19 protein-coding genes are annotated in these 26,234 nt (G+C 75.6%); 2 read left to right on the plus strand and 17 right to left on the minus strand.

What is annotated here, in order from left to right:
- Window positions 1-69: 69 nt before the first annotated feature.
- The 6 genes from GA0070609_RS17040 to ald form a co-directional block, all read right to left on the minus strand.
- On the minus strand, window positions 70-840 hold the full coding sequence (locus GA0070609_RS17040) for a pseudouridine synthase (protein WP_088994692.1): 771 nt from the start codon (window positions 838-840) through the stop codon (window positions 70-72).
- Window positions 827-1,627: an SMC-Scp complex subunit ScpB gene (scpB, locus tag GA0070609_RS17045; RefSeq protein ID WP_408630671.1), complete on the minus strand. Its 801-nt coding sequence runs from the start codon at window positions 1,625-1,627 to the stop codon at window positions 827-829. Before scpB ends, GA0070609_RS17040 begins: the two co-directional genes overlap by 14 nt.
- Before the next feature lie 254 nt (window positions 1,628-1,881).
- Entirely contained in the window at window positions 1,882-3,111 is a 1,230-nt protein-coding gene (locus GA0070609_RS17050) for a segregation and condensation protein A (protein WP_231928319.1), read from the minus strand.
- Window positions 3,112-3,167: 56 nt separating this feature from the next.
- Window positions 3,168-4,091 (minus strand): ParA family protein, encoded by a 924-nt coding sequence (locus GA0070609_RS17055; RefSeq protein WP_088994694.1) that lies wholly within the window; start codon window positions 4,089-4,091, stop codon window positions 3,168-3,170.
- 308 nt (window positions 4,092-4,399) lie between these two features.
- Window positions 4,400-5,392 (minus strand): site-specific tyrosine recombinase XerD, encoded by a 993-nt coding sequence (locus tag GA0070609_RS17060; RefSeq protein WP_088997790.1) that lies wholly within the window; start codon window positions 5,390-5,392, stop codon window positions 4,400-4,402.
- 11 nt (window positions 5,393-5,403) lie between these two features.
- On the minus strand, window positions 5,404-6,519 hold the full coding sequence (gene ald, locus GA0070609_RS17065; protein ID WP_088994695.1) for an alanine dehydrogenase: 1,116 nt from the start codon (window positions 6,517-6,519) through the stop codon (window positions 5,404-5,406).
- Between the two features lie 291 nt (window positions 6,520-6,810).
- On the opposite strand from ald, the gene GA0070609_RS17070 reads away from it, so the two are divergent.
- Window positions 6,811-7,068 carry a TM2 domain-containing protein gene (locus GA0070609_RS17070; protein ID WP_088994696.1) on the plus strand — a complete coding sequence of 86 codons (258 nt, stop codon included), beginning with the start codon at window positions 6,811-6,813 and terminating at the stop codon, window positions 7,066-7,068.
- 91 nt (window positions 7,069-7,159) lie between these two features.
- On the opposite strand, the gene GA0070609_RS17075 is transcribed toward GA0070609_RS17070, so the two are convergent.
- The 9 genes from GA0070609_RS17075 to recN all read right to left on the minus strand — a co-directional run bounded on the left by GA0070609_RS17075 (window position 7,160) and on the right by recN (window position 20,064).
- Window positions 7,160-7,765 carry an NUDIX domain-containing protein gene (locus GA0070609_RS17075; RefSeq protein WP_088994697.1) on the minus strand — a complete coding sequence of 202 codons (606 nt, stop codon included), beginning with the start codon at window positions 7,763-7,765 and terminating at the stop codon, window positions 7,160-7,162.
- 114 nt (window positions 7,766-7,879) lie between these two features.
- Entirely contained in the window at window positions 7,880-9,622 is a 1,743-nt protein-coding gene (locus GA0070609_RS17080; RefSeq protein WP_088994698.1) for a CTP synthase, read from the minus strand.
- A 158-nt stretch (window positions 9,623-9,780) separates the two neighbouring features.
- The gene (locus GA0070609_RS17085; RefSeq protein WP_088997791.1) at window positions 9,781-12,108 is read right to left on the minus strand and encodes a hypothetical protein; all 2,328 of its coding nucleotides are present in this window, start codon (window positions 12,106-12,108) and stop codon (window positions 9,781-9,783) included.
- Complete coding sequence (locus GA0070609_RS17090) at window positions 12,108-13,274, minus strand: glycosyltransferase family 4 protein (RefSeq protein ID WP_088997792.1); 1,167 nt, start codon at window positions 13,272-13,274, stop codon at window positions 12,108-12,110. Before GA0070609_RS17090 ends, GA0070609_RS17085 begins: the two co-directional genes overlap by 1 nt.
- Window positions 13,275-13,391: 117 nt before the next feature.
- Window positions 13,392-15,077 (minus strand): murein biosynthesis integral membrane protein MurJ, encoded by a 1,686-nt coding sequence (gene murJ / locus GA0070609_RS17095; protein WP_088994699.1) that lies wholly within the window; start codon window positions 15,075-15,077, stop codon window positions 13,392-13,394.
- Between the two features lies 1 nt (window position 15,078).
- Window positions 15,079-15,945, minus strand: a complete 867-nt coding sequence (locus GA0070609_RS17100) for a hypothetical protein (RefSeq protein WP_088994700.1) — start codon at window positions 15,943-15,945, stop codon at window positions 15,079-15,081.
- A gap of 94 nt (window positions 15,946-16,039) precedes the next feature.
- Window positions 16,040-16,981, minus strand: a complete 942-nt coding sequence (locus GA0070609_RS17105; protein WP_088994701.1) for a copper transporter — start codon at window positions 16,979-16,981, stop codon at window positions 16,040-16,042.
- A 27-nt stretch (window positions 16,982-17,008) separates the two neighbouring features.
- Entirely contained in the window at window positions 17,009-18,187 is a 1,179-nt protein-coding gene (gene steA, locus GA0070609_RS17110; protein WP_088994702.1) for a putative cytokinetic ring protein SteA, read from the minus strand.
- 119 nt (window positions 18,188-18,306) lie between these two features.
- Complete coding sequence (recN, locus tag GA0070609_RS17115; protein ID WP_088994703.1) at window positions 18,307-20,064, minus strand: DNA repair protein RecN; 1,758 nt, start codon at window positions 20,062-20,064, stop codon at window positions 18,307-18,309.
- An 80-nt stretch (window positions 20,065-20,144) separates the two neighbouring features.
- Here recN and GA0070609_RS17120 point away from each other — a divergent pair, with 80 nt between their 5' ends.
- A complete protein-coding gene (locus tag GA0070609_RS17120) occupies window positions 20,145-21,128 on the plus strand; it encodes a helix-turn-helix domain-containing protein (protein ID WP_088997793.1) in 984 nt (327 codons plus the stop codon).
- A 235-nt stretch (window positions 21,129-21,363) separates the two neighbouring features.
- On the opposite strand, the gene GA0070609_RS17125 is transcribed toward GA0070609_RS17120, so the two are convergent.
- Both GA0070609_RS17125 and GA0070609_RS17130 read right to left on the minus strand, forming a co-directional pair.
- The gene (locus tag GA0070609_RS17125) at window positions 21,364-25,092 is read right to left on the minus strand and encodes a S8 family serine peptidase (RefSeq protein WP_088994704.1); all 3,729 of its coding nucleotides are present in this window, start codon (window positions 25,090-25,092) and stop codon (window positions 21,364-21,366) included.
- 208 nt (window positions 25,093-25,300) lie between these two features.
- Complete coding sequence (locus GA0070609_RS17130) at window positions 25,301-26,185, minus strand: NAD kinase (RefSeq protein ID WP_088994705.1); 885 nt, start codon at window positions 26,183-26,185, stop codon at window positions 25,301-25,303.
- Window positions 26,186-26,234: the final 49 nt, after the last annotated feature.

A 26,234-nucleotide genomic window follows, 5' to 3' on the forward strand; every position in this document is an offset into this window, starting at 1 on the left:
GCGCCCACGCGCCCAGCGCGCCGGCGGCCGTCACGGAGCCTACCGGCTGCCGTACCCCGAACGACGGGGTCAGTCACCCACCGCCTTGAACAGCGCGGCCACCTCGGCGTTGGTGAGCCGGCGGGTACGCCCGGCGCGCAGGTCACCCAGCCGGATCGGCCCGATCGAGGTACGCACCAGCCGGGACACCGGGTGCCCGACCTCGGCCAGCAGCCGCCGGACGATGTGCTTGCGCCCTTCGTGCAGGGTCAGCTCCACCTGGGCGGTCCGTCCCAGGGTGTCCACCACCCGGAACGCGTCGACCCGGGCCGGGCCGTCCTCCAGCTCCACCCCGGCCATCAGCCGCTTGCCCAGGTTGCGCGGGATCGGCCCGGCGACCTCACACAGGTACGTCTTCTGCACCCCGTAGGAGGGGTGCATCAGCCGGTGCGCGAGGGTGCCGTCGTTGGTGAGCAGCAGCAGCCCCTCGCTGTCCGCGTCGAGCCGCCCGACGTGGTAGACGCGCTGCTCCACCCGGTTGCCGAGGAAGTCGGCCAGCGCGGTCCGGCCCTTCTCGTCGGCCATCGTGGAGACCACCCCGCGCGGCTTGTTCATCGCCAGGTAGACCAGGCGGGTGTCGGCGACCAGCCGCTCGCCGTCCACCTCGATCACCGCGGTCGTCGGGTCGACCTTGTCGCCCAGTTGCGCGACCCTGCCGTTCACCGTCACCCGGCGCCGGAAGATCAGGTCCTCGCAGGCGCGGCGGGACCCGACACCGGCGGCGGCCAGCACCTTCTGCAGGCGCTCGGCACCGGTGTACACCGGCGCGTCGGGTCGGGGGGCACGGTCATCGCGTGGCATCGGCAAGCTCTTCTACGTCGTCGGGCAGGAACGGGGCGAGCGGCGGCAGGTCGTCGAGGCTGTTCAAGCCGAGCTTCTCCAGGAACATCGTGGTCGTCCGGTACAGGAACGCCCCGCTGTCCGGTTCGGTGCCGCACTCCTCGACCAGCCCGCGGGAGACCAGGGTACGGATCACCCCGTCGCAGTTCACACCGCGGATCGCGGAGATCCGCGAGCGGGTGACCGGCTGCTTGTAGGCGACCACGGCCAGGGTCTCCAGCGCGGCCTGGGTCAGCCGGACGGACTGCCCGTCCAGCACGAACCGCTCGACGTAGGCCGCGTATTCCGGGCGGGTGTAGAGCCGCCACCCGCCGGCGGCCCGGCGCAGCTCGAAGCCGTGCCCGGCCGCGGTGTAGCCGGCGGCGATCTCGTCCAGCATCGGGCCGATCCGCTCGACCGGCTGCTCCAGCACGTCGGCCAGGGTCAGCTCGCTGACCGGCTCGTCGACCACCAGCAGGATGGCCTCCAACGCTCCGCGCAGCTCGGCGTCGTCCAGCTCGGGCGCCGGCTCCGGCGCCGCCCGCCGCCGCCCGCGCCTCTCCGGTACGCCGGCAGCGCCGCTCTCCCCCGCGACCGGCCCGACTTCCGGCTCCGGAAGCGGCACCCCCGCCACCGCCTCGCCACCCTCAGCAGACGTGGCCTCCGCGACGGTCGACGCGGTCCCTCCGGACGCCGACCCGGCCTCCGCGGACACCGACGCGGCCCCTTCGGACGCCGACGCGGCCTCCCCGGAGATCGTGGACGTGATCGGCCCCTCCGGGGGCCCTTCGTGTCCAAGATCTGCGACGGGCGCGGGCGACGGGGTCGGCTCGTCGGCCGGCGAGGGCCGCTCGGCGGCGGTCGGCGCGGCGGACTCGGCCGGCGGCGGGGACGGCTCCTCGGCGGCGGGTGGGGTGGAGTCCTCGGCCGGCGGCGAGGTCGGCCGGGCGGCCGGCGGGCGCTGCCAGGGCGGCACCCAGGCGGCGGCCTGGTCGGCCAGGGAGTCGGGGCGCTCCTCGTTGCTCATCGCGGTCCCTCCTCGCTCCGTGCCGGCGCGTCCACACCGGCGGCGCCGACGTCTGCACCGGCGGCGCCGGTGTCCCCAGCATCGGCGCCCGCGTCTCTGGCGGGGGCGCCGGCGTCCTCGGCCGGGGTGCCGGCGTACTCGTCGATGTGCAGGTCCGGGCCGCCCTCGGCGGGACCCGTCCAGCGTACGGTCAGCTCCTCCAGGGCCTGCTCCTGGACGAACGCGACCAGGCCCTCCCGGTAGAGCTCCAACAACGCCAGGAACCGGGCCACCACCTCGAGGGTGGCGTCGCAGTCGGCGCAGAGCAGGGAGAAGCTGGCCGTGCCGGCGCGGCGCAGCCGCTCGGTGATGATCGCCGCGTGCTCCCGGACGCTGACCCGGACCATGTGCACGTGGGCGATGGAGACCTCCGGCACCGGCTTCGGGGTCATCGCCCGGATCGCCAGCTTGAGCAGCCGCTGCGGACCGATGCCGAGCACCAGCTCGGGCAGCGCCTCGGCGTAGCGGGGCTCCAGGGTGACCGCCCGTGGGTAGCGGCGGCCGCCGACCTCCTCCAGCGCGGCGATGTGCGCCGCCGCCTCCTTGTACGCCTTGTACTGCAACAGCCGGGCGAAGAGCAGGTCCCGGGCCTCCAGCAGGGCCAGGTCCTCCTCGTCCTCGACCTCGGCGGCGGGCAGCAGCCGGGCCGCCTTCAGGTCGAGCAGGGTGGCGGCGATGAGCAGGAACTCGCTGGCCTCGTCCAGGTCCCACTGGTCGCCCATGGCCCGGATGTACGCGATGAACTCGTCGGTGACCCGGTGCAGCGCCACCTCGGTGACGTCCAGCTTGTGCTTGCCGATCAGCTGCAGGAGCAGGTCGAACGGGCCGGTGAAGTTCGCCAGCCGGACGGTGAACCCGCCGCCCTCGGGCGCGTCCTCCGCCGCCGCACCATCGCCGCCCGCCGGGCCGCCGTCGCCGGCCGCCGAAACGCCACCGCTGTCCGCCGGGCTGCCGTCGCCGGTCGCCGCCGCGCCGCCGACCGCCGCGGTGTCGTCGGTCGCCGCCGCGCCGCCGACCGCCGCGGTGTCGTCGGTGGCCGCCGCAGCGCCGCCGCCGGCCACGAACGCGCCGTCACTCCCTGCTGGGGCATCGCTGGCGGGGTCCCCGGCCACGGCGGCGCCAGGGCTGGCGGCAGCGGCTGGCCGCTGCTCCGGCGCGGAGGGCGGGTCGAGGGGCGGCGCGGTCACCGGACGACCGTAGTCCACGGCCGGCACGGCCCGGCGCTCTGGTGGTGCACTCCGGGCTACCGCTCCGCCTGGGCGGCGATCACCTCACGGGCCAGCTGCCGGTAGTTGCGGGCACCGGACGAGGCCGGGTCGAGCGTGGTGATCGGGGCGCCGGCGACGGTCGACTCGGGGAACTTGACGGTCTTGGTGATGACGGTCTGGTAGACCTTGTCGCCGAACGCCTCCACCACCCGCTGCAGCACCTGGCGGCAGTGGGTGGTGCGGCTGTCGTACATGGTGGCCAGGATGCCCTCGAGCTCCAGGTCGAAGTTGAGCCGCTCGCGGACCTTGTCGATGGTGTCCAGCAGCAGCGCGACGCCGCGCAGGCTGAAGAACTCGCACTCCAGCGGGATGAGCACGCCGTGCGCGACGGTCAGCGCGTTGATCGCCAGCAGGCCCAGCGAGGGCTGGCAGTCGATCAGGATGAAGTCGTACTCCTTGCGGACCGACTTGAGCACCCGGGCCAGGGCCATCTCCCGGGCGACCTCGTTGACCAGCTGGATCTCGGCGGCGGAGAGGTCGATGTTGGCGGGCAGCAGGTGCAGCCCGGCCACGTCGGTCTTGATCAGTACGTCGTCGGCCGTGACGTCGTCCTGCATGAGCAGGTTGTAGACGGACAGGTCGAGGTTGTGCGGGTTGACCCCCAGCCCGACCGAGAGCGCGCCCTGCGGGTCGAAGTCGACCAGCAGCACCTTGCGGCCGTACTCGGCCAGCGCCGCGCCCAGGTTGATGGTCGTGGTGGTCTTGCCGACCCCGCCCTTCTGGTTGGCCATCGCGATGATCCGGGCCGGCCCGTGCCGATCGGTCGGCATCGGCTCGGGGATCGGCTTGCGCATCGTGTAGGCGGCCGGATCCGCCGGGCCCAGGTCGTTGCCGAGCGCGGCCTGCTGCTCGCGGAGCTCCGACGTCCACGTCTCGGCACGGTCACCGTTGCCAGCCATGTCCTCGTTGCCCCCTCCCGACGACCACCCGGCGTCGGAGCCGACCGACGTCCTTCGCGGCGCCGCTGCGCACCCCGGTCGCATCGCCCCGCCAGGTCCGCGCCGATGCCGACTGTACGCCACCGGCCAGCAGGGCGTTCGGCACCCGCTCGGCGTGTCGGCCGCCGCCCTTGCCGCCACCCCGGGCGGACCGGCGGCCGCCCGTTCACCGAAGGAGTGGCCAACCCGGTCGGAGTGGCCACTCCTTCTCGGTAAGTGCGCGGCTCTCAGGGCGGGGTGACGGGCGCGGGTCGTGATCGGGGGCGGGGTCAGCCGCGGGCGCGGGGGTGGGCGGTGGCGTACACCTCGCGCAGCCGCTCGACAGTGACCAGCGTGTAGACCTGGGTGGTGGTGACCGAGGCGTGGCCGAGCAGTTCCTGCACCACCCGCACGTCCGCGCCGCCGTCGAGCAGGTGGGTGGCGTACGAGTGGCGCAGAGTGTGCGGGGAGACCGCCTGCGGGCCGTCGACCGGCAGGCCGGCCCGCTGCGCCGCGCGGCGCAGGATGGTCCAGGCGCCCTGCCGGGACAGTGCCCCACCGCGGGCGTTGAGGAAGACCGCCGGGGTGCCCCGGCCGGCGGCGGCCAGCGCGGGCCGGGCCCGCACCAGGTAGGCGCGCAGCGCCTCGACCGCGTACCCGCCGATCGGCACCAGCCGGGTGCGCCCGCCCTTGCCGCGCAGCAGGGCGGTCCCCTCGGCCGGGTCGAGGTCGTCCACCGCGGCGCCGACCGCCTCGGAGATCCGCGCCCCGGTGCCGTACAGGAACTCCAGCAGCGCCCGGTCGCGCAGCGCGAGCGGCGCGCCGTCGCCGGTGGCGGCCACCGGGCCGGCCGTCTCCAGCAGCCGCACCACGTCGTCGACGGGCAGCGCCCGGGGCAGCCGGCGCGGCGGGGTGGGCGGGCGCACGTCGCGGCTCGGGTCGGCCCCGGCCAGCCCCTCGCGCACCGCGAAGCGGTGCAGGCCGCGCACCGCGCTGGCGGCCCGGGCCGCGGAGGAGACCGCCAGCGGCGGATGGCCGTCCTCGCCGGCGCGCAGCCGCGCCAGGTGCGACTCGACCAGGCCGGGGTCGACGGCGGCGAGGTCAGCGACGCCCGCCGCGGCCAGCGTGGCGAGGTAGCGGTCGAGATCCCGGCGGTACGACGCCAGGGTGTTCGCGGACAGTCCACGCTCGACCGTGAGGTGGTCGAGGTAGCCGCGCACGGCGCGGCACAGGGCCGGCGCGGGCTGCGTGCCCGCGCCGGCCCCGTCCGGTGTTCCGGTCAGCCCGCCGCCTCTCAGACCAGCACGTCGTCCAGCGGGAGGACGTCCATGCCGTGCGCCTCGGCGACCGGGCCGTAGGTGACCTGGCCGGCGTGGGTGTTCAGGCCGAGCGCCAGCGCCGGGTCGCGGCGCAGCGCCTCGCGCCAGCCGTGGTTGGCCAGCTCCAGGGCGTACGGAAGGGTGACGTTGGTCAGCGCGTAGGTACTGGTGTTCGGCACCGCGCCGGGCATGTTCGCCACGCAGTAGAAGATCGACTCGTGCACCCGGTAGACCGGGTCGGCGTGCGTGGTGGGGCGCGAGTCCTCGAAGCAACCGCCCTGGTCGATGGCGATGTCGACGAGCACGCTGCCCGGCTTCATCCGGGAGACCAGCTCGTTGGAGATGAGCTTGGGCGCCTTCGCGCCGGGCACCAGCACCGCGCCGATGACCAGGTCCGCGTCCAGCACAGCCCGCTCGATCTCGTACGCGTTGGAGGCGACCGTCTGCAGGTGGCCCCGGTAGATGGCGTCGGCCTGGCGCAGCCGGGCGACGTTCTTGTCCAGCAGCAGCACCTCGGACTGCAGGCCGAGGGCGATGGCGGCGGCGTTCATGCCGGAGACGCCGGCGCCGATGACCACGGTCTTGGCCGCGTACACGCCGGAGACGCCGCCGGGCAGCACCCCGCGGCCACCCCCGGTACGCATCATGTAGAAGGCGCCGACCTGCGGGGCGAGCCGGCCGGCCACCTCGGACATCGGGGCGAGCAGCGGCAGCGACCGGTCGGGCAGCTCGACCGTCTCGTACGCGATGCCGGTGACCTTGCGGTCGAGCAGCGCGTCGGTGCACTCCTTCGACGCGGCCAGGTGCAGGTAGGTGAAGAGCACCTGCCCCTCGCGCATCCGGTGGTACTCCTCGGCGATCGGCTCCTTGACCTTGAGCACCAGGTCGGCGGCGTCCCAGACCTCGTCGGCGCTGGCCAGGATCTTCGCGCCGGCGGCGGCGAACTCGTCGTCGGTGATGGTGGAGCCGACGCCCGCGCCCGACTCGACGAAGACCTCGTGGCCGTGGCGGGTGAACTCGTTGACGCCCGCGGGCGTGATCGCCACCCGGTACTCGTGGTTCTTGACCTCGCGGGGGATTCCGACCTTCACGATGCAGACACCTTCCTTCGGGGCCGCTCTCCCCCGACTGCTCGGTGCCACGGCGGCCCCATTGCCACCGCGGTCCACCGGTCCCGCCGGCGGCAGTCTAGGCGCGTCAGCAGCCGTCGGGGGCCAGCACAGTGACATCCGGTGACCACCGACGCTGACGAAGTGTCAGGCGTCGCCTCGGCCGGCGGGGGTACGCCGCCTCAGCCGTCAGGACAGTGTTCGTCCATTATCGTCCCACTCGTTGGGTACCGCTGCGGACAGGACGAGAGTCGATCACTAAGGTGTCGCCTCATGACCACTCCTCCTTACCAGCCCGGCTACCCCGCGGGCGTTTCCGACAAGAGCAAGGTGATCGCCGGTGTCCTGCAGATCCTGCTGGGCGGCTTCGGCGTCGGCCGCTTCTACATGGGCGACACCAAGACCGGCGTGATCCAGCTGGTCGTCACCCTGGTGACCTGCGGCCTCGGCAGCATCTGGGGCCTCATCGACGGCATCCTGATCCTGGTCAACGGTGGCGTCGACGGGCAGGGTCGCCCACTGCGCGACTGACCCGACCTCCGGGACAACGAAAGGGGCCGTGCGGCGTACCGCACGGCCCCTTTCCCCGTCCCCGCCGGTGGACCGGCCCGACGTCCCGGGCTCAGCCTGGCACCGGTGCGTCCGCCCGGCGCAGCACCGACCAGCCGGCGTCCCGGGCCCGGGCCGCGGCGAGCAGACCGGCGACGCAGGACGCGTTGGTGATCTCGCCGGCCAGCACCATGCCGACCGCCTCGTCCAGGTCCAGCCGGACCACCTGCAGGTCGGCCTCCTCGTCGCGGCGCTCGTGCCGCGACTCCGCCGGCACGTCGGTCAGCTCGCGGGCCAGGAAGACCCGGACCAGCTCGTTGGTGAAGCCCGGCGAGCTGTGCAGGTCGACCAGCACGTCCAGCTGCCCGGCGACGAGGTCGACCTCCTCGGCCAGCTCCCGGGCCGCCGCGGCGGCCAGGTCCTCGCCGGTGACGTCGGTCAGCCCGGCGGGCAGCTCCCACAGGTGCCGCCCGACCGGGTGCCGGTACTGCCGGATCAGCACCACCTGGCCGGCGGCGTCGAGCGCCACCACGGCCACCGCCCCGACGTGCCGGACGTAGTCGCGCACCGCGGTGCCACCGCCCGGCATGGTCACCTCCTCGCTGACCACGTCGAAGATCCGCCCCCGGTAGCGCTCCTCGCGGGAGCGCACCTGGTAGCGGTGCTCGACCGCGCTCACGGCGTCACCTCGATTCGCGACCGCGGGGCTCGCAGACCCGGCTCACTCCTCGCGCTCACGGCGTCACCTCGGTTCGCGACTGCGGGGCTCGCAGACCCGGCTCACTTCTCGCGCTCACGAGGCGGACGCCGCCTTGGCGGCGGCCGAGCCGCCGTTCTGGGCGGCCGCGTTCGCCGCCGCCTCCAGGTCGACCGGGAGCTGGTCGGCCTCGGAGTAGGTCACCGCCGCCTTCACGAACGCGGCGAAGAGCGGGTGCGGCCGGGTGGGCCGGCTCTTCAGCTCCGGATGCGCCTGGGTGGCCACGAAGAACGGGTGCATGCTCCGGTCCAGCTCGACGAACTCGACCAGCCGCCCGTCCGGGGAGGTGCCCGAGATATGCAGGCCGGCCTTGGTCAGCGCGTCCCGGTAGGCGTTGTTCACCTCGTACCGGTGCCGGTGCCGCTCGCTGACCTCGGTGCTGCCGTACGCCTCGGCGACCACCGACCCCTCGGCGAGCCGCGCCGGGTACGCCCCGAGCCGCATGGTGCCGCCCAGGTCGCCCTTGCCGGCGACGATGTCCTCCTGGTCGGCCATGGTGGCGATGACGGGGTGCTTGGCCTCCTCGTCGAACTCCAGCGAGTTGGCGCCGTCCAGCCCGGCCAGGTGCCGGGCCACCTCGATGGTCATGCACTGCAGGCCGAGGCAGAGCCCGAGCAGCGGGACGCCGTTCTCCCGGGCGAAACGGGCCGCGCCGATCTTGCCCTCGATGCCGCGCACGCCGAACCCGCCGGGAATGACGACGCCGTCGACGCCGGCCAGGGCGGCCGCCGCGCCGGACGGGGTGACGCAGTCGTCGCTGGGCACCCAGCGCAGCTGCACCCGGGCCCGGTGGCCGAAGCCGGCCGCCCGGATCGCCTCGCTGACCGACAGGTACGCGTCGGGCAGGTCGACGTACTTGCCGACCAGCGCGACGGTGACCGTGTGCCGGGGCTGGTGCACCCGGTCCAGCAGGTCGTCCCAGCTGCTCCAGTCCACGTCCCGGAAGGAGAGGCCGAGCCGGCGCACCACGTACGCGTCCAGCCCTTCCCGGTGCAGCACCTTCGGGATGTCGTAGATGCTCGGCGCGTCCGGGGCGGCGGTGACCGCCTCCCGGTCGACGTCGCAGTAGAGCGAGAGCTTCTGCTTGACCTTGTCCGGGATGTCCCGGTCGCAGCGCAGCACCAACGCGTCCGGCTGGATGCCGATGCTGCGCAGCTGGGCCACCGAGTGCTGGGTCGGCTTGGTCTTCAGCTCGCCGGAGGGCGCCAGGTAGGGCACCAGCGAGACGTGCAGGTAGAAGCAGTTGTCCCGGCCCAGGTCGTGGCGGACCTGCCGGATCGCCTCGAGGAACGGCAGCGACTCGATGTCGCCGACCGTGCCGCCGACCTCGGTGATCACGACGTCCGGCACCTGGCCGTCGTCGTCCGGGTCGGCCATGGCCAGGATCCGCGCCTTGATCTCGTTGGTGATGTGCGGGATGACCTGGACGGTGTCGCCCAGGTACTCGCCGCGCCGCTCCTTGGCGATCACCGCGGAGTAGATCTGGCCGGTGGTGACGTTCGCCTTGCCGGAGAGCGCCCGGTCCAGGAACCGCTCGTAGTGGCCGACGTCGAGGTCGGTCTCGGCGCCGTCCTCGGTGACGAAGACCTCACCGTGCTGGAACGGGTTCATGGTGCCCGGGTCGACGTTGAGGTAGGGGTCGAGCTTCTGCATCACCACGCGCAGCCCGCGCGCGGTGAGCAGGTTGCCGAGGCTGGAGGCGGTGAGGCCCTTACCCAGCGAGGAGGCGACGCCCCCGGTGACGAAAATGTGCCTGGTCGTCCGTGCTGAAGGGGCCAAGGCCTGCTCCCGTGTCGTCCGTCGCGGTCGTGCAGACCGCCGTGCCGATCAGCCAAGTGATCACGCGATCCACGGGATTCCACGGTAACACCTCACCGGCGGTGTGCCGGTGCCGCACCCGAGGTACGCGCCGGTCGGGGTCGGCCCGGCGCCGCCGGTCAGGAGGTCGCGACCTCGGTGGACGCCCGGGCGGCGCGGCCCCGCTCCCCCGGCCGCGGCTGGTCGGCCGCCGCCCCGGACGACGGCCCGCCCGCCTCCGCGGACGATGGTCCGTCCGGGTCGGCAGGCGGCGCGGACGGGGAACCGGACGGGTCCGGGACGGCGTCGGTCGACGAGCGCTCCGCGCCCGGAGCGCCCGCCGGGCCCTCGTCGCGCTGCCCGCCGGCGTCCGGCCGGGTCCGGTCGGTGGAGTGGTCCAGCACCCGCAGCGCGGACAGCGCCGCCATCGGCACCACCAGCGCCCCGGCCGCCCCGGCCACGTCCAGCGCCGACCCGCCCAGCACCCCGCCGATCACCGCGGCGACGGCGGTGCCCGCCATCGCCGCCCGGACCGCCGGGTAGATGCCGAACAGCCGCATCAGCCCACCCCAGGGCTGGAGCAGGGCGAACCACACCAGCAACGCGCCGGCCAGCGCCAGCACGGTCAGCGGGCTGTTGACCAGCGTCTCCACGTTTGCCGTACTGGCCCGGTGCACGGTCAACCCGCCGGTACCGTCGCCCAACGCGGCCAGGAACCGGCCCAGGCTGCCCCGCTCCGGCGCGGGCCGGCGCAGGTCGAGCAGCGCCAGGCCGACGGTCACCGCCAGCCCGGCCATCGCCGCCCAGGCCAGCCGGCTCACCGTCAGCCACCCGCCGGCGCTGATCACCGCGGCCACGCACACCCCGGCGGTCAGCGCGATGGCGCCGATCGGGTCGGCGCCGAGGTAGGGGCTGCCGACGACCACCACGGCGGCGCTGCCGACGGTGGCCACCACGGCCGGGCGCCAGGAGCGGCGTACCCGCTGGGCCAGCCAGCCCGCGCTGAGCAGCGCGCCGGCCACGAACGCGCCGAGCCCGACGGTGCCCAGCCCGGCGTACCGGCCACCCTCCAGGGCCGAGTAGCCGACCACGCCGTTGAGCTGCAACCGGGCGCCGGTGACCACGTCCAGCCCGACGGTCAGCGTGGTCAGCCCGGCCACCGCGCCGAGCGGGCCGAGCGTCGCCGGGTAGCCGGGGGTGAGCCGGACGGCGGCGGTCGCCCCGACCACCAGCAGGACGGTCACCCCGGCGAACCAGGCGCCCGCGTGCTCGCCGCGCCACCAGGGCACCACGTCGGCGAGCAGGGCCGCCGGCACGGCCAGCGCGGCGGCGATCAGCAGCACCTCGACCACCGCCACCACCCGCCGGGACACCGGTTCCGGGCCGTACGGGCCGGCGTGCCGGCGGGCCCGGCGCAGCATCGGCAGCACGGCCAGGCCGAGCAGCACCTGGGCGGCGGCGAGCAGGGTGAAGAACCAGCCGGCGACCCGCCGCTGGGCGGCGGCCTCCCGGTCGGCGCCGGCCGGTTGGGCGATCGCGGTCGCCAGGTCGGCCGGCCGCCCGCCCACCGACTCGGCGGGCCGGCCCAGGAAGGGCCGCTCGGGCATCGGCCGGCCCAGCGCGGCGAGCGCGGTCGGCGCGAGGTCGACCAGTTGCAGGTAGCCCTCCCGGCCGGTGCTCGCCGAGGTGAGCCAGCCGCCCTCCCAGCCCGGCCCGTCGGCGACCGCCACGTGCAGCCGGGACGGCAGGTCGGTGTCGGAGACCCCGGCGACCAGCACCAGCGAGCGCGGCGGGCGGGCGGCGAGCACCCGGGCCAGCTGGGCGTCGGCCGCCCGGGCCGCCTCCTGCCGGGCGGCCGGATCCTCGCCGGCCACGGTGCCGAGGTCGACGATGCTCAGCACGCAGGAGCCGAGCAGCACGGCCGGGTCCGGCGGCAGCGCCGGGGCGTACCGGTCGACCCGGCCGAACGGCCGGGCGGCGGCCACCGCCGCCCCCGGCCCGACCGCCACCGAGCAGCGCACCGACTCGGACAGCGAGCCCGGGACGGTGCCCCACGGCAGCCGCTCCTGGTTGTGCAGCACGACGCTCTCCTGGTCGGGCAGGTTCGCGCCGATGCCGTCCGGCTGCTCCACGGTGACCGCCGCCGGCGGGCATCCGCCGGCCTGCCGGCTGCCGTTCCACGCCGCGTAGCTGCCCGCGCCGAGGGTCAGCCAGCCGTCGACCGGGCAGGTCGGCCGGTGCGCGGAGCGCACCGACAGCGAGCCGATGGAGCCCCGCTGGGCCATCCGCCACAGCGTCGGGGTGGTCTGCGGGTCGACGTCCTCCCAGCGGAGCCCGGCCACCCCGGCCAGCACCACGTAGTCGGCGCTGCGACCGGGGGCCTCCGCCGTCGGCCGGGCCGCCAGCGCGGTGACGCCGAGCGCCACCACGACCAGGGTGAGCAGGGCGGGGGCGAGTCTGCGCAGCATCACCGGCGTCCCGTCGAGGGGGTGTCGGCGCCGGGGGTGGCCGGGCCGGCGGCGTCCGGGGCCAGCTCGCGGTAGAGGGCGGCGAGCTGGGCCAGGGTGTCCGCCTCGGTGGGCCAGTCGGCGGCCCGGGCGGCCCCCCGGCGGGCCAGGTCGGCGCGACGGGCCGGGTCGTCGAGCAGTCCACGCACGGCCGCGTCGACCTCGTCCACGTCGCCCGGCGGCACCAGCACCGCGGCGTCGCCGACCAGCTCGGGCAGGCCGCCGACGGCGGTGGCCACCAGCGGTACGCCGGCCCGCAGCGCCTCCTGCGCGAAGAGCTGGCGGGCCTCCCAGTCGCTGGTCACCACCGCCAGGTCGGCGCCGGCCAGCAGGTCGGCCACGTCGGTGCGGTGGCCCAGCAGGGTGACCGGGGCGCGGGCGGCGGAGACCCGGGCGGCCAGCGGCAGGTACGCCGGGCCGCTGCCGGCGATCACCACCACCGGCGGCGGGGTCCGGGCGCGCCACCGGGCGGCCGCGTCGACCAGCAGGTCGTACCGCTTCTGCGGGTGCAGCCGACCGACGGAGACCACCAGCGGCTGGTCCGCGGCGACGCCGAACTCGGCCCGGACGGCGGCCCGGCGGCGGCGCGGCGCGGGCAGCGTCGGCGCGGCTACCGGGGCGAGCCGGGCGTCCGCGGCGCCCAGCTCGGCGGCCCGCGCCACCAGGTCGGCGGAGGCGCCGAGGGTGACCCGGGCGCCGCGGGCGACGATCCGCTCGACCAGCCGGGACAGGCCGCCGCGCAGGCCGCCGGCGAGCACCGCGTTGTGCCAGGTGACCACCACCGGAGCGGCGGGCCGGGCGAGCACCGCGACCAGCCCGGCCCGCAGGCCGTGGGCGTGCAGCACGTCGACCGGCTCGGCGCCGAGCGCCCGGCGCAGCGCGGCCACCGCCCGCGCGTCGGCCGGGGTGGGGCTGGCCGGGATCTCCACCGGGTGGAAGCGGGCCCCGGCGCCGGTGAAGTCGAACTGTTCCTGGGTCGCGGCCGGGCCGCAGACCAGCACCCGGACGCCGGCGGCGGCCAGCCCGGCGGCCAGCGAGCGGACGTGCTGGCCGACCCCGCCGGTGCTGGAGGCGAGCAGCAGACCGACCGTGCCGTGCCAGCCGGGAACCGGTGCCGGTTGTGTCACCACGACCCCCTCCGCCCGGCGACCGCCGACCGCCGGTCACCCGTCCCCCGCCGTACCGGATTCATCGGGCACGACTCCCGTCGCCGGCCGTGCGGCCCGCGGGCGCACGCCACGCGCTCACCGGGACACCGTCTCCTTCCCGTCTCCCCGCTCCGGGGGCACGCCGTCGGGCCGCGCCCCGCCGGCCCGGCGCCCCCGACCGAGCCGCCGCAGCACCCCCGCGAGCAGCGGCTGCACGTCCCGCCGGTCCACCAGCCGGGCCACGGCGAGGAACACCACGCCGACCAGGACTCCGGACAGCATGCCCTGCACGAGTGCCGCGAGTGTCGTCGGGGTCCCGTCACCGGCCGCCGCCAGCCAGTGTGCCGCCGCGGCGCCGGCCACCGCGGCCAGCACGCCGGCGAGCAGTCCGGCACCACCCGCCCGGGCCGCCCCGGCGAGCGCGGCGGCCCCGGCCGAGCGGCGCACCGCGACCAGCAGCAGCCCACCGAGCACCAGCATCCCGACCGAGTTGGCCAGGGCGACGGCGGGCACCCGGTCGCGCAGCGGCAGCAGCGCGCCGAGGGCCAGCGCCGCCGCCGGCACCACCAGGAAGCCGGCGGCGATCGCGCCGGTCGCCGCCCGGGTCTCGCCCCGGGCGTAGAGCGCGCGGCTCAGCAGGGCGAACAGTCCGTAGCCGAGCAGTCCGGGGGCGAAGCCGGCGACCGCCCCGGCGGCGGTGGACGCCGCCGCGCCGTCGAAGAAGAAGTGCCCGACCGGACCGGCCGCGCCGACCAGCGCCGCGGCGCCGAGGAAGCTGAACAGCAGCACCCCGCGCACCGCCGGGGCGAGCGTGGCGCGGTAGCCGTCCTCGTCGCCGGCCGCCCGGGCTGCCACCAGGGTGGGGTACGCGGCGACCGCCAGCGGCACCGCCAGCACCGCCCACGGCAGCAGGTAGACGGCCTGCGCCAGGTTGTAGACACCGGGGTTGGCCGCGGCGCCGTAGGTGACCTGGTTGAGGCTGACGATCAGCGCGACCTGCTGCGCCGTGACCGTCACCGCCCCGGCCACCGCCAGCCCACCCACCCGGGCGCGGGCCTCGGCGGGAAAGCCGAACCCGAACCGCGGCGCGAGTCGCAGCCGGCGGACCGGGATCAGCAGGGACAGCGAGAGCACCACCACGCCGGCCGTGGTACCGGCCGCCAGGAACAGCTCCCCGCTCCGGCTCACGTCGGTGACCGTGGCCAGCCGGCCCTCGGCCGCGGTGAACCCGAGGTAGACCACGATCACGGTGAGGCTGGACAGCAGCGGCGCGATCACCGGCCAGGCGAACCGGCGGTGCGCCTGGAGCACGCCGGTGAGCACGATGCCCACCCCGTAGAGCGGCAGCTGCGGGGCGAAGACCCGCAGCATCCGCTCGCCGCTGTGCTGCTGGGCCGCGCTCAGGCCCTCGCCGAGCGCCCCGACCAGCGGCCCGGCGAACAGCACCACCAGCAGGGCCAGCGGCACCAGCAGGGCCAGCGTCCAGCAGAGCAGGGCGCCGGTGGTACGGGCCACGCTCGCCCGGTCCCCCGCCGCCACCGGGCCGGCCAGCAGCGGCACGACCAGACTGGCCAGCGCCCCACCGGCGACGATCTCGAAGATGAAGTTCGGCACCTGGTTGGCGACGACGTACGTGCCGCCGAGGTCGGTGGGGGCCAGCGTCCAGGTGAACACGGCGGTACGGCCGAAGCCGGCGAGCCGGCTGAGCACGGTGAGGACGGCGATGAGCGCGGCCGCTCCGGCGACACGGCCGGTGCCGGCGAGGGGTGCCGGTGTGGTCACGTCAGTCGGCGCGACGGCCCAGCGCGTCGAGTTCGCGCAGCCCGGGGGTGCGCTGGATGACCTGGGTGAAGCTCACCTTCTCGCTGGCCGCGGTGAGGCCGGCGAGCACGGCGAGCACGCCGGCCCGGCCGACCGGGCCGGTCCGGGCGGCCAGCGCGACGCCGAGCAGCGCGCCGAGAGCGTTCGCGCCGCTGTCGCCGACCATCACCCGCTCGCCGAGGTCGTCGGGGAGCAGGCCGGCGGCGGCGCCCACCGCGCCCGCGGCGATCCCGCCGTGCGGGCCGCCGGCCAGCGGCGCGCCGAGCAGCATTCCGGACTTCAGCGCCCGCCCGGGGCGCAGGTCGAGCAGGTTGAGCAGGTTGGCGGTGCCGGCCACCACCCCCGCGCCGAGCAGCACGTCCACGCCGCGGCCGAACGCGCGCTGACCCTGCCGGCGGGGGTGCGCGGCGACCCGGGGGTCGGTGGCGAGCAGGGCGGCGGCGCCGAGACCGGCCGCGCCCACCCCGATGATCTTGATCAGGCCGGCGGTGACCCGCCCCTCGCGCAGCGCGGCGAGGTGCCCGGCGAAGCCCTTGGCGGTCTTCTGCTCCGGCCGCCCCCCGACCACGTCGTCGTAGAGCCCGACCGCGCCCGCCCCGACGCCGGCGACCAGCGCGGCGGCACCCGAGGCGGCGCTGGTCGCGCCGAACGCGCCCGCCCCGGCCGCGCCCACGGCCAGGGCCGGCCCGGCGGCCAGGCTGACCGCGCGGCCGCGGAAGTTCGTCCGGTCCAGCGCCGGCCCGACCGGGGCGGTACGCACCTCGCGCAGCGCGTACCGGGCGGCGGCCGCACCGGCCCCGGCGATCAGCAGTCGACCCAGCAGGCTCAAGCCGTTCCCCCGCTCCGCTCGGCGGCGGCCGTCGCGCCACCGCGGCCCGGCCCGTCCACGGCCGGCAGGCCGGACACCCGGGTACGTCCTTCGCTCACTGGGACAGTCTAGGCAGCAGCGAGGCGGCATTGTCGCCGACGCCGTACTGTCCGGCCTTCTTCTCGTTGAGCTGCTGCACCAGCGCCAGGGTGGTGACCAACTGGCCCTGGATGGTGTTGGCGTTGTCAATGGTGGAGATGGTCTGGGTCAGCACCGGGTCGCCGCGCACGATGGCCACCAGGTTGCCGCCGGCCGAGCCGGTGCCGCCGACCACGATCGCGCCGGTGCGGTCGAACTGCTCGGCGACCTTGACCACCGACTCGTCCTTCTTGGCCGAGTCCTTGTCGACGTACGGCTGCCCGCTGACCACCACCACGGCCTCCGCCGCCCCGGTCACCCGGTCCTCGGTGGTGAGGTAGCCGGCGTTGCTGTACGCGGCCAGCACCGCCCGCCGGTCGGCCTCGCTGACCGGGGCCGCCCCCGGCGACCGGTCGAGCAGCACGCTGGCCAGCAGGGCGCTGGAGGTCTCCACGCCGTGCCCGTTGCCCGGCAGGCCGGAGGTCGGCGCGCTGGTCGGGCGGGCGGCGGTCACCGCCAGCTCCAGCAGGTTGTTGTTGTTGTCCGGGTTGATGAACTTGTCCTGCAGGTCGACCCGGCCGGTGACGTCGGCGCCGGCCAGCTGGAGCATCTTCACCACGCCCTCGGTGTGGTCGCGACCGGTGGGCAGGCTGAGCACCAGCACCCGCTTGCCGGCGAGCCGGCCGGGCAGGACGACCTGGGCGATCTCGGCCGCGAAGTCCTCCTCCATCTCCAGCTCCCGCTCCAGGTTGTTGACCGTCTGGCGCATCTGCTGGTTGTCCTTGCGCAGGGCGTTGACGTTCTCCTTGAGCGAGTCGGCCACCGGGCCGTTGAGGGCGGCCGTGCCGACCACCAGGCCGATCGCCAACGCCAGGAACACCGCGGTCAGGGACACCACGTGGTAGCGGAAATTGATCACGCTTGCAGCCTCTTGATCGTCGGGGAGCTAGAAGAGCTGGCCGAGCTGGAACACGAAATTGTCCCACCACTCGGAGACCACGCCCAAATACGCCTTGCCGACGGTGGAGACCGCCACGGCGGAGGCCATCGCGGCGACCGCCGAGAGGACCAGCAGCAGCAGCGACGAGCCGGAGATGCTCTGCCGGTAGAGCCGGCTGACGCCCTTGGCGTCGACCAGCTTCCCGCCGACCTTGAGCCGGGTGAGGAACGTCGAGGCCATCCCGCCGCGCCCCTTGTCGAGGAACTCCACCAGGGTGGCGTGGGTGCCGACCGCGACCAGCAGCGAGGCGCCCTTCTCGTCGGCCAGCAGCATGGCGAGGTCCTCGCTGGTCGCGGCGGCCGGGAAGGTCACCGCCGGGACGCCCAGCCCGGTGACCCGGGCCAGTCCGGGCGCCCGGCCGTCGGGGTAGGCGTGCACGATCACCTCGGCGCCGCAGCGCAGCACGTCGTCGGTGACCGAGTCCATGTCGCCGATGATCATGTCGGGCGTGTAGCCGGCCTCGACGAGGGCGTCCGCGCCGCCGTCCACGCCGATCAGCACCGGCTTGAACTCCCGGATGTAGGGGCGCAGCACGTCCAGGTCGGCCTTGTAGTCGTAGCCGCGGACCACGATCAGGCAGTGCCGGCCCTGGATCTGGGTCTGGATCTCCGGTACGCCGACGCCGTCGAGGAGCAGGTCGCGCTCCTGCTTGAGGTAGTCCATGGTGTTGGCGGCGAACGCCTCCAACTGCACCGAGAGCCCCTCCCGGGCGTCGGCCATCGCCTTGGCCACCGTCTCGGCGTCCTGCAGGCTGCCGTGCGCCACCGGCTCGTCGCCGACGTACACGGTGTTGCCCTCGATCCGGACGACGTCGCCCTCGCGGATCTGCTCGAAGATGCTCTCGCCCAGGTCGTCCAGGAGCGGGATGCCCGCGCCGATCAGCACCTCCGGGCCGAGGTTCGGGTAGCGACCGGAGACCGACGGCTTGGCGTTGAGCACCGCGGCGACACCGACGGCGACCAGTGAGTCAGCGGCGACCCGGTCCAGGTCGACATGGTCGATGACCGCGATGTCGCCGGGACGCAGCCGCCCGACCAGCCGCTTCGTACGGCGATCGAGCCGGGCGGTGCCGACGATCCGGCCCGGTTCCGTGATCCGGGTCCGGCGCAACGTGGGTAGACGCATCGTGACCATCCTGGCATGTGAGGCAGGGTTTGCTGTCGCGACATGCCTGAGCAGGGCCGCCTACCCAGGGAAGCACACCGGGACGCGCCCCGGTGTGCCTGTGGTCACAATCGGCGGGGTCACGGCCGCCTTTCCCGGGCCGCCACCGCCAACAACTCCTCGGCGTGGGCGATACCCAGGTCCGAGTCCGGCAAACCGGCGAGCATCCGAGCCAGCTCCCGGGCGCGTTCGGTGTCCTCCACGACGCGCACCCCGCTGGTGGTGACCGCGCCCCCGGTGTCCTTCGCCACCACCAGGTGCCGGTCGGCGAACGCGGCCACCTGCGGCAGGTGGGTGACCACCAGCACCTGGTGACTGCGGGCCAGCCGGGCCAGCCGGCGGCCGATCTCCACCGCGGCCTGGCCGCCGACCCCGGCGTCGACCTCGTCGAAGACCAGCGTGGGTGGGCCGCCGGAGCCGGCGAAGACCACCTCGATGGCGAGCATCACCCGGGACAGCTCACCGCCGGAGGCGCCGCGCTGCAGCGGCAGCGCCGGCGCGCCGGGGTGGGCGAGCAGGCGCAGCTCGACCTCGTCGCCGCCGTCCGGGCCCACGCCGACCTCGACCCCGTTGACCGGCAACGCCGGCTCGGCCCGCCCGGCCGGGCGGGGCAGCACCGCCACCTCGATCCGGGCGTGCGGCATGGCCAACCCGGCCAGCTCGACGGTGACCTGCTCGGCGAACCGGGCGGCCGCCTCGCGGCGCGAGGTCGACACCCGGCCGGCCAGGTCGGCCACCTCGCCGGCCAACCGCTGGGCCTCCCGGTCCAGCTCGTCGAGGAGCTCGTCGGAGGTGTCCAGGTCGGACAGCCGGGTGCGGGCCCGCTCGGCCCAGGCGATCACCCCGTCCACGTCGTCGGCGTACTTACGGGTCAGCGCGCGCAGCGCCGCCCGGCGCTCGTAGACGGCCTGCAACCGGGCCGGGTCGGCGTCGAGCGTGGCCAGGTAGGCCGACAGCTCGGCGGAGACGTCGGCGACCAGGGTGGCCGCCTCCTCCAGCCGCGCCGCCAGCTCGCCCAGCGCCGGGTCGGTGCCGGCCTGCGCCTCCAGGGTGCGCCGCGCAGTGCCGAGCAGGGCTGTCGCGTCCGGCGTGTCGTCGGCGGCCTCCACCCCGCCGGCGACGCACTGCTGGGCCAGCCCGGCCGCGGTGCGCAGCCCCTCGGCGTGCTCCAGCCGCTGCGCCTCGGCCTTCAGCTCGTCGTCCTCGCCGGGCTGCGGGTCGACCCGGGTGATCTCGTCCAGGCCCAGCCGCAACAGGTCGGCCTCCTGGTTGCGCTCGCGGGCGTTGCGCCGCCGGTCGGCCAGGTCGTCGACCACCCGCCGCCAGCCGGTGTACGCCTCGCGCAGCGCGTCGAGCAGCTTCTCGTGCTCCGGGCCGGCGAACCGGTCGAGCGCCGCCCGCTGCTCGGCCGGGCGCAGCAGCCGCAGCTGGTCGGACTGGCCGTGCACGGCCACCACCTGCTCACCGACCTCGCCGAGCATGGAGACCGGCATGCTGCGGCCGCCCAGGTGCGCCCGGGACCGGCCCTCGACGGTGACCGTGCGGCTGAGCAGCACCGAGCCGTCCTCGTCGGGCTCGCCGCCCGCGTCGGTGATCCGGGCGTGCACCGTCTCGGCGACCCGGCCGGCCAGCCGCAGCCGCCCCTCCACCACGGCGCGACCCGGCTCGGCCCGCACCCGCCCGGCGTCGGCCCGGCCACCGAAAAGCAGGCCGAGGCCGGTCACCACCATGGTCTTGCCCGCACCGGTCTCGCCGGTGATGACGTTCATCCCGCCGGTCAACGGCAGCGTGGTGTCCTCGATGACGCCCAGTCCGGTGATGCGCAGCTCTTCCAGCACAGCACCCGACAGTAGACGCGGCCCCCGACAGTTGACCAGCCGGCGAGGCCGTGGGTCGCGGCGTCGTACAGTTCAGCCCCGTGTTGGACGTGATCGGCCTGACCGTGGACGAGGAGGAGCTGTACCGCTGCCTCGTCCAGCTCACCGTGGCCCGGGTCGACGAGCTGGCCCGGCGGCTGCGCCGCCCGCGCGCCGAGGTCGTCGCCCAGCTGGCCGCCCTGCGCGGCAAGGGGTTGGTGCTGCCGACCGGGCCCGACCCGGACGGGCCGCTGCGGCCGCTGGCGCCCGACGTCGCGCTCGGCGAGGCGCTGCTGCGCCGGCAGGAGGCGCTGGAGGCGGCCCGGGTGGCGGTCACCCGGCTGACCGAGGAGTACCGCGCCGGCCTGCGCCGACACGACGCCGACCACCTGGTCGAGGTGATCACCGGGGCCGGGGTGCTCCGGGAACGGCTGCGCGACCTGCAGAACTCGGCGCGCGACGAGGTGCTGTGGTTCTGCCGGGCCAACCCGCTGGCGATGTCGGGCGAGGAGAACCTCGAGGAGTTCGACGCGCTGGCGCGCGGGGTGCGCTACCGGGCCATCTACGAGCGGGAGATGCTCCTCGAACCGGGCGCGCTGGCCGACGTGGAGCGGGGGGTCCGGGCCGGCGAACAGGCCCGGGTGCTGGACCGGTTACCGGTCCGGCTGGCCATCGTGGACGCCCGGACGGCGGTCTGCCCGCTGGTGCCCGACCGGGACAGCGGCGAGCCGACCGCCGCGGTGATCGGCAGCAGCCAACTGCTCGACGCGCTGATCGCCCTCTTCGAGAGCCACTGGCGGGTGGCGATCCCGCTGCGGTCGGCCACCGCGCCGGCCGGTGACGACGCCGACGGTTACCAGCCGGACGCCGACGAGGTGCGGCTGCTCTCGCTCTTCGTGGCCGGGGTGCCGGACAAGTCCATCGCCTCCCAGCTCGGGGTGAGCCGGCGTACCGTGCAGCGCCGGCTGGCCGACCTGATGACGGCCGCCGGGGTGGACACCCGCCCGGGGTTGGCCTACCAGGCCGCCCGGCGCGGCTGGCTCTGACCCGCCCGGCTTCCCACCACCGGCCGCGCCGTCCCCGGCACCCGGGCCGCCGGCACCTGTCGCCGGCCGCGCCGCCCCCCGGCACCCGCCGCCGCCGGCATCCGCCACCCGAAGGCGGTGCCGGCGGCGACGGGCCGCGGCCCGGTCCGGCTGCCGACCAACGCTCGGTGGCAGCCGGACGGGCCGGCGGTGCGTCCGCGCGGGTGAGGGGGGTCGACCCCGCGCGGACGCCGGCTCAGCGCAGGCCGTACGCGTCGATCACGGTCTGGTCGACGACGTTGCCGGCGCGGTCGGCGGCGTGCACCCGCAGTGACACCGCTCCCGTGCCCGCCGGCACCAGCGCGGTGTAGCGGGTGCCCGAGCCGCGCACCGACACCGACCGCCAGGTCGCGCCGGAGTCGAGGGACACCTCCACCCGCAGGCTGGTGCCCTTCGGCGCCGGTACGCCGGCCGGCTGGCGCAGCGTCAGACCGATCCGGTGCCCGTGCCGGCCGGACACCTCGCCGCGCAGGCCGGCCGGCACCTGGTAGTCCACCTGCAGCAGCGACAACGGCCGCGCCGCGTCGCCGGCCGGCCGGGCCGAGCCGAACTGCCAGCTCGTCTCGGTCCGGGTGGCCCAGCGCCACTCCTCCGACGAGCGGCGGGTGGTCAGGTCAAGCCGGTAACGGGCGGCCTGCGGGGTGGTGGCCACCGGCGCCCAGCCGCCGCTGAAGTCGGCGATCTGCTGCCCGTCCCGGCTGAGCCGGGCCTCGACCACGTCCTGCTCCTCGCTGGTGCCGGCGACGCCGAAGTGCCCGTCGGCGTCGACGAACTCGGCGACCCGCAGGTCCAGGGTGTCCCCGGTGCGTCGCGGCACCGGGGCGCCGGCGGCCGGCACGGCCGGCCGAACCACCGGCCCGTGCCAGGTCTCGGTGTCCCGGTCGGTGCCGGTGTACCGGCGCGGCTGCTGGGTCAGCCCGCCGAGCAGCCGACCCCAGCTCGACCAGGTGAGCCGGTGCATCACCCGGTGCTGCCACCACGAGTCGCCGGCGCTCACCCACTCCTGCCGGGTGCTGCCGCTGCGCGCGATCCGCTGGTCGTCGTTCCAGGAGTACTCCTGCCAGGGACGCCAGCCGAACCGCTGCTCCTTGGTCCAGTCCAGCCCGCCGGTGTCGGCGTAGCGCGTGGTCACCTCGGCGGTGTTCGCCGCGGTCACCTTGTGCACGATCCGCTCCGGCACCCGGCCCCTCGACACCTGGAACACGTCGTACAGGTAGGGGCTGTCCACGGTCAGCGTGAGGTCCAGCGTCGCGCGCCCGGTGCGGGCCGCCGCGATCATCGGCTGGCCGTCGTCGTACGCGACCACCATGGCCGGGACGGGCAGCCGGTCGCCGACCGGGTTCCAGACCGTCCACGCGCTCCAGTCCGCCGGGCGGACGATGAGCACCACCGCCACGCCGGCCGCGGCGGCCGCGGCGACCTGCTCCTCCTCCGAGCGCTCCGGGTCGGCGGTGAGCAGCGCGGCGGCGCCCCGGGCCCGGGCCAGTTCGGCGGCGCTGCCGGTGCCGGCCCAGACCAGCGGCAGCTTCCGCCGCCCGGTGGGGGCCGGGGACTGGTGCAGCAGGTTGATGTCCAGCGGGCCGGCCACCTTGCTGACCGTGGCGTCCACCATCGGCTTGACCAGCTGCCAGCGGGAGGAGAACTCGAACTCGCCGCGGCTGACCGGGCGGGTCGGGGTCACGTTCACCTGCTGGATCGTGCTGAACGTCATCACGCCGTGGTCGACCTGCCGGCCGTTGCCGAAGACGCGGTGCTCGTAGAAGCTGATCGCCGCGCGCTGCTCCGCCGGCTTCGGCGTCTCGATCCGCACCGGTGTGCCCTTGCGCGGGTCGAGCAGCACGGTGAGGTCCCGGTCGACCGTCAGCTCCGGGTCGGTGACCAGGGTGATCTGCTCGTCCAGCGGGGCGCCGTGCTCGATCAGCGCCTGGAGCAGGTACGGCCCCTCCTCGACCTGCACCTGTACGTCGCCGCCGAAGGTGTAGAGCAGCCGGTCCGACTCGGGGTGCTCGCCGAAGAGGGTGATGACCGGCGCCGGGCCGGGCTGTCCGGTGATGCCCAGCGCGCGGAGGGTCACGGTGTGCTGCGGGCCGCTGAGGGTGAACCCGACGGCGGTCCGTACCGTCACGCCGTCCGCGCCGGTCGCCACCAGCCAGCCGCCGTGCGGGCCGCGGTCCAGCTTGGCCGGGTCGGCCCGCAGCGGCACGGCGACGCTGCCGCCGGCCGGCACGGTCACCTCGGCCGCGCCGACGGACACGCCGTCGGTCTCGGCCGCGCCGCTGTCCAGGTTGCGCAACTCCAGGCCCAGCCGCAGGGTCTGCGCCGCCGCGGTGCCGTTGGTGTACGTGACGGTCCGCTCGGCGGCCGCGTCGCCGGTCAGCCGGCCGAAGTCGGCGGTGGCCGAGCCGTACACCCGCTGGCTCAGCGCCCGGGGCACGTCGACCCGGCCGCCGCCCTGCTCGTAGACGGTCAGCTCGGGGTTGCCCTTCGCGGTGCTGACCAGCGCGTCCTTGAGCTGCCCGGCGGTCCAGTCCGGATGCTCCTGGGCGAGGATGGCGGCCGCGCCGGCCACGTGCGGGGTGGCCATCGACGTGCCGGACGCTCCCGTGTACGCCTCCCCCACCGGGGTGCCCATGCCGGTGCCGGCGGCCCGGGCGGCGACGATGCCGACGCCCGGCGCGGTGATCTCCGGCTTCAGGCCGCTGTCGCCGATCCGGGGGCCACGGCTGGAGAAGTCGGCCAGCTGGTCGGCGCGGTCCACCGCGCCGACGGTGAGCGCCGCGTTCGCCGCGCCCGGGGCGCCGACGGTGCGGGCCGCGCCCTCGTTGCCGGCGGCGACCACGAAGAGCGCCCCGGTCTGCGCGGTCAGGTCGTTGAGCGCCTCGCTCATCGGGTCGGTGCCGTCGGTGGGGCCGCCGCCGAGGCTCATGTTGACCACCTTCGCGCCGGAGTGCACGGCCCACTCCATGCCCGCGATGATCGCCGACTCGTAGCCGCTGCCGCCGTCGTCGAGCACCTTGCCGACGAGCAGCCGCGCGCCGGGTGCCACGCCCTTGCGCAGCCCGTCCGAGGCCGCGCCGCTGCCGGCGATGGTGGCCGCCACGTGGGTGCCGTGGCCGTGCCCGTCGCGGGCGCTCCCGGTGCCGGAGAAGTCCTGGCTCTCGGCGATCCGGCCGGCCAGGTCCGGGTGGTCGGCGTCGGCGCCGGTGTCGAGCACCGCGACCCGCACCCCGGCGCCGTCCCGGCCGGCGGCCCAGGCCGTCGGCGCGCCGACCTGCGGCACGCTGTGCTCCAGCGCCGGGCGGACTCGTCCGTCCAGCCAGACCTGGGCGATGCCGGCGCCGAGCCGGGCCGGGCCGTCGGCGGCGGTACGGGCGGCCGGCGCGGCCCGCAGCGCGGTCCACAGGCCACCGAGGTCGCCCTTGCCGACCCGCAGGGAGGCGCCGTTGATGCTCTCCAGCGGCCGCGCGCCGGTGGCCCCGGCGAGCGGGCGGACCCGACCGGCGGCCGGCTCCTGGTAACGCACGATCAGCGGCAACGCGCCCTGGTCGGCGTCGCCGTAGCCGTCCGCGGCCAACTCATGCACGTCGAAGAGGTCCGGGTCGAGCACCCCGGCGGAGAGGTACGGCACGACGTCGCTGGGCAGCACCCGCACCCCGCCGTCGACCTCGATGGTCTGGAAGGTGACCCGCTCGCGGCCGGGGCCGGGGCGGACGGTGGCGGCCACCCGGCCGGGTGCGGCCGAGGACAGCTCGACCTGGTCACCGGTGATCAGGGTGATCCGGACGGGCGCGGCGCCGCCCGGGGCGGGTGTGCCCGGGGTCGGGCCGGTGGGTCGGTCGGGCGGGGCGGCGGACGCCGGGGCGGCGAGTCCGACCACCAGCGCGCCGACCGCGCCGGCGGCGAGCCAGCGTGGGGGCCAGTGCATGGATGAGCTCCTCTACTCCAGGGCCGGCACCGGTGGGAACCGACCGATCGGAGTCTGCGACGGAGATCATCCTGCGGTCACTAGCGACGGTTGCCGCACCGGCGACATGTCGCCAGGTGGACACCCGCGCGACGGCGCGGGTCGGCCCGGTGTTCACCGTCGGGCCGCCGCGCCGCCAATGTGCCCTGCGGCAGGGGCTGGTCGCGGGTCAGCGGCGGGAGCCGCGCCAACCGTGCACGGGCAGCCCGAACTTGGCCACCAACCGGTCGGTGAAGGGGCGGGCCCGCAGCCGGACGATGCGCACCGGCAGCGCCCCGCGCCGCACCGTCACCCGGGCCCCGGGCGGCAGGTCGTAGACCCGCCGGCCGTCGCAGCTGAGCACCGCCAGGGTGGTGAACGGGTCGACGGTGATCGCGAAGGTGGAGGTGGGCGCGGTGACCAGCGGGCGGCTGAACAGCGCGTGCGCGCTGATCGGCACCAGCAGCAGCGCCTCCACCTCCGGCCAGACCACCGGCCCTCCGCCCGAGAACGCGTACGCGGTGGAGCCGGTGGGGGTCGCGCAGACCACGCCGTCGCAGCCGTAGCGGGACAGCGGCCGACCGTCCACGTCGACGAGCAGTTCGAGCATCTGGGCCCGCTCGCCCTTCTCGACGCTGATCTCGTTGAGCGCCCAGGACTCGATGGTCGGGCCACCGTCGAACTCGGCGGTGACGTCCAGGGTGAGCCGTTCGTCCACCGTGTAGTTCCGGCCGACCACGTCGCGTACCGCGCTGTCCAGGTCGTCGATCTCGGCCTCGGCCAGGAAGCCGACCTTGCCGAGGTTGATGCCGAGCAGCGGCACCTTCGCCGGCCGGGCCAGCTCGGCGGCGCGCAGGAAGGTGCCGTCCCCGCCGAGGGCGAAGACGATCTCGGCGCCCTCGGCGGCCTTCGGGCCGGTCACCGGGATCACCCCGGGCAGGTCGAGGTCGTCGGCCTCCTCGGCGACCACCCGCACCTCGAAGCCGGCCGCGATCAGGTCGGCCGCCACCGCCCGGGCGTGCTCGGTGCTGCGCCGGCGGCCGGTGTGCGTCACCAGCAGGGCGGTCCGGCTCACCGGACCGTCCGTTCCGACCGGGGCGCGGACCGGCCGCGCACGTCCCCGC

Source organism: Micromonospora echinaurantiaca, from assembly GCF_900090235.1.
GTDB lineage: Bacteria > Actinomycetota > Actinomycetes > Mycobacteriales > Micromonosporaceae > Micromonospora > Micromonospora echinaurantiaca.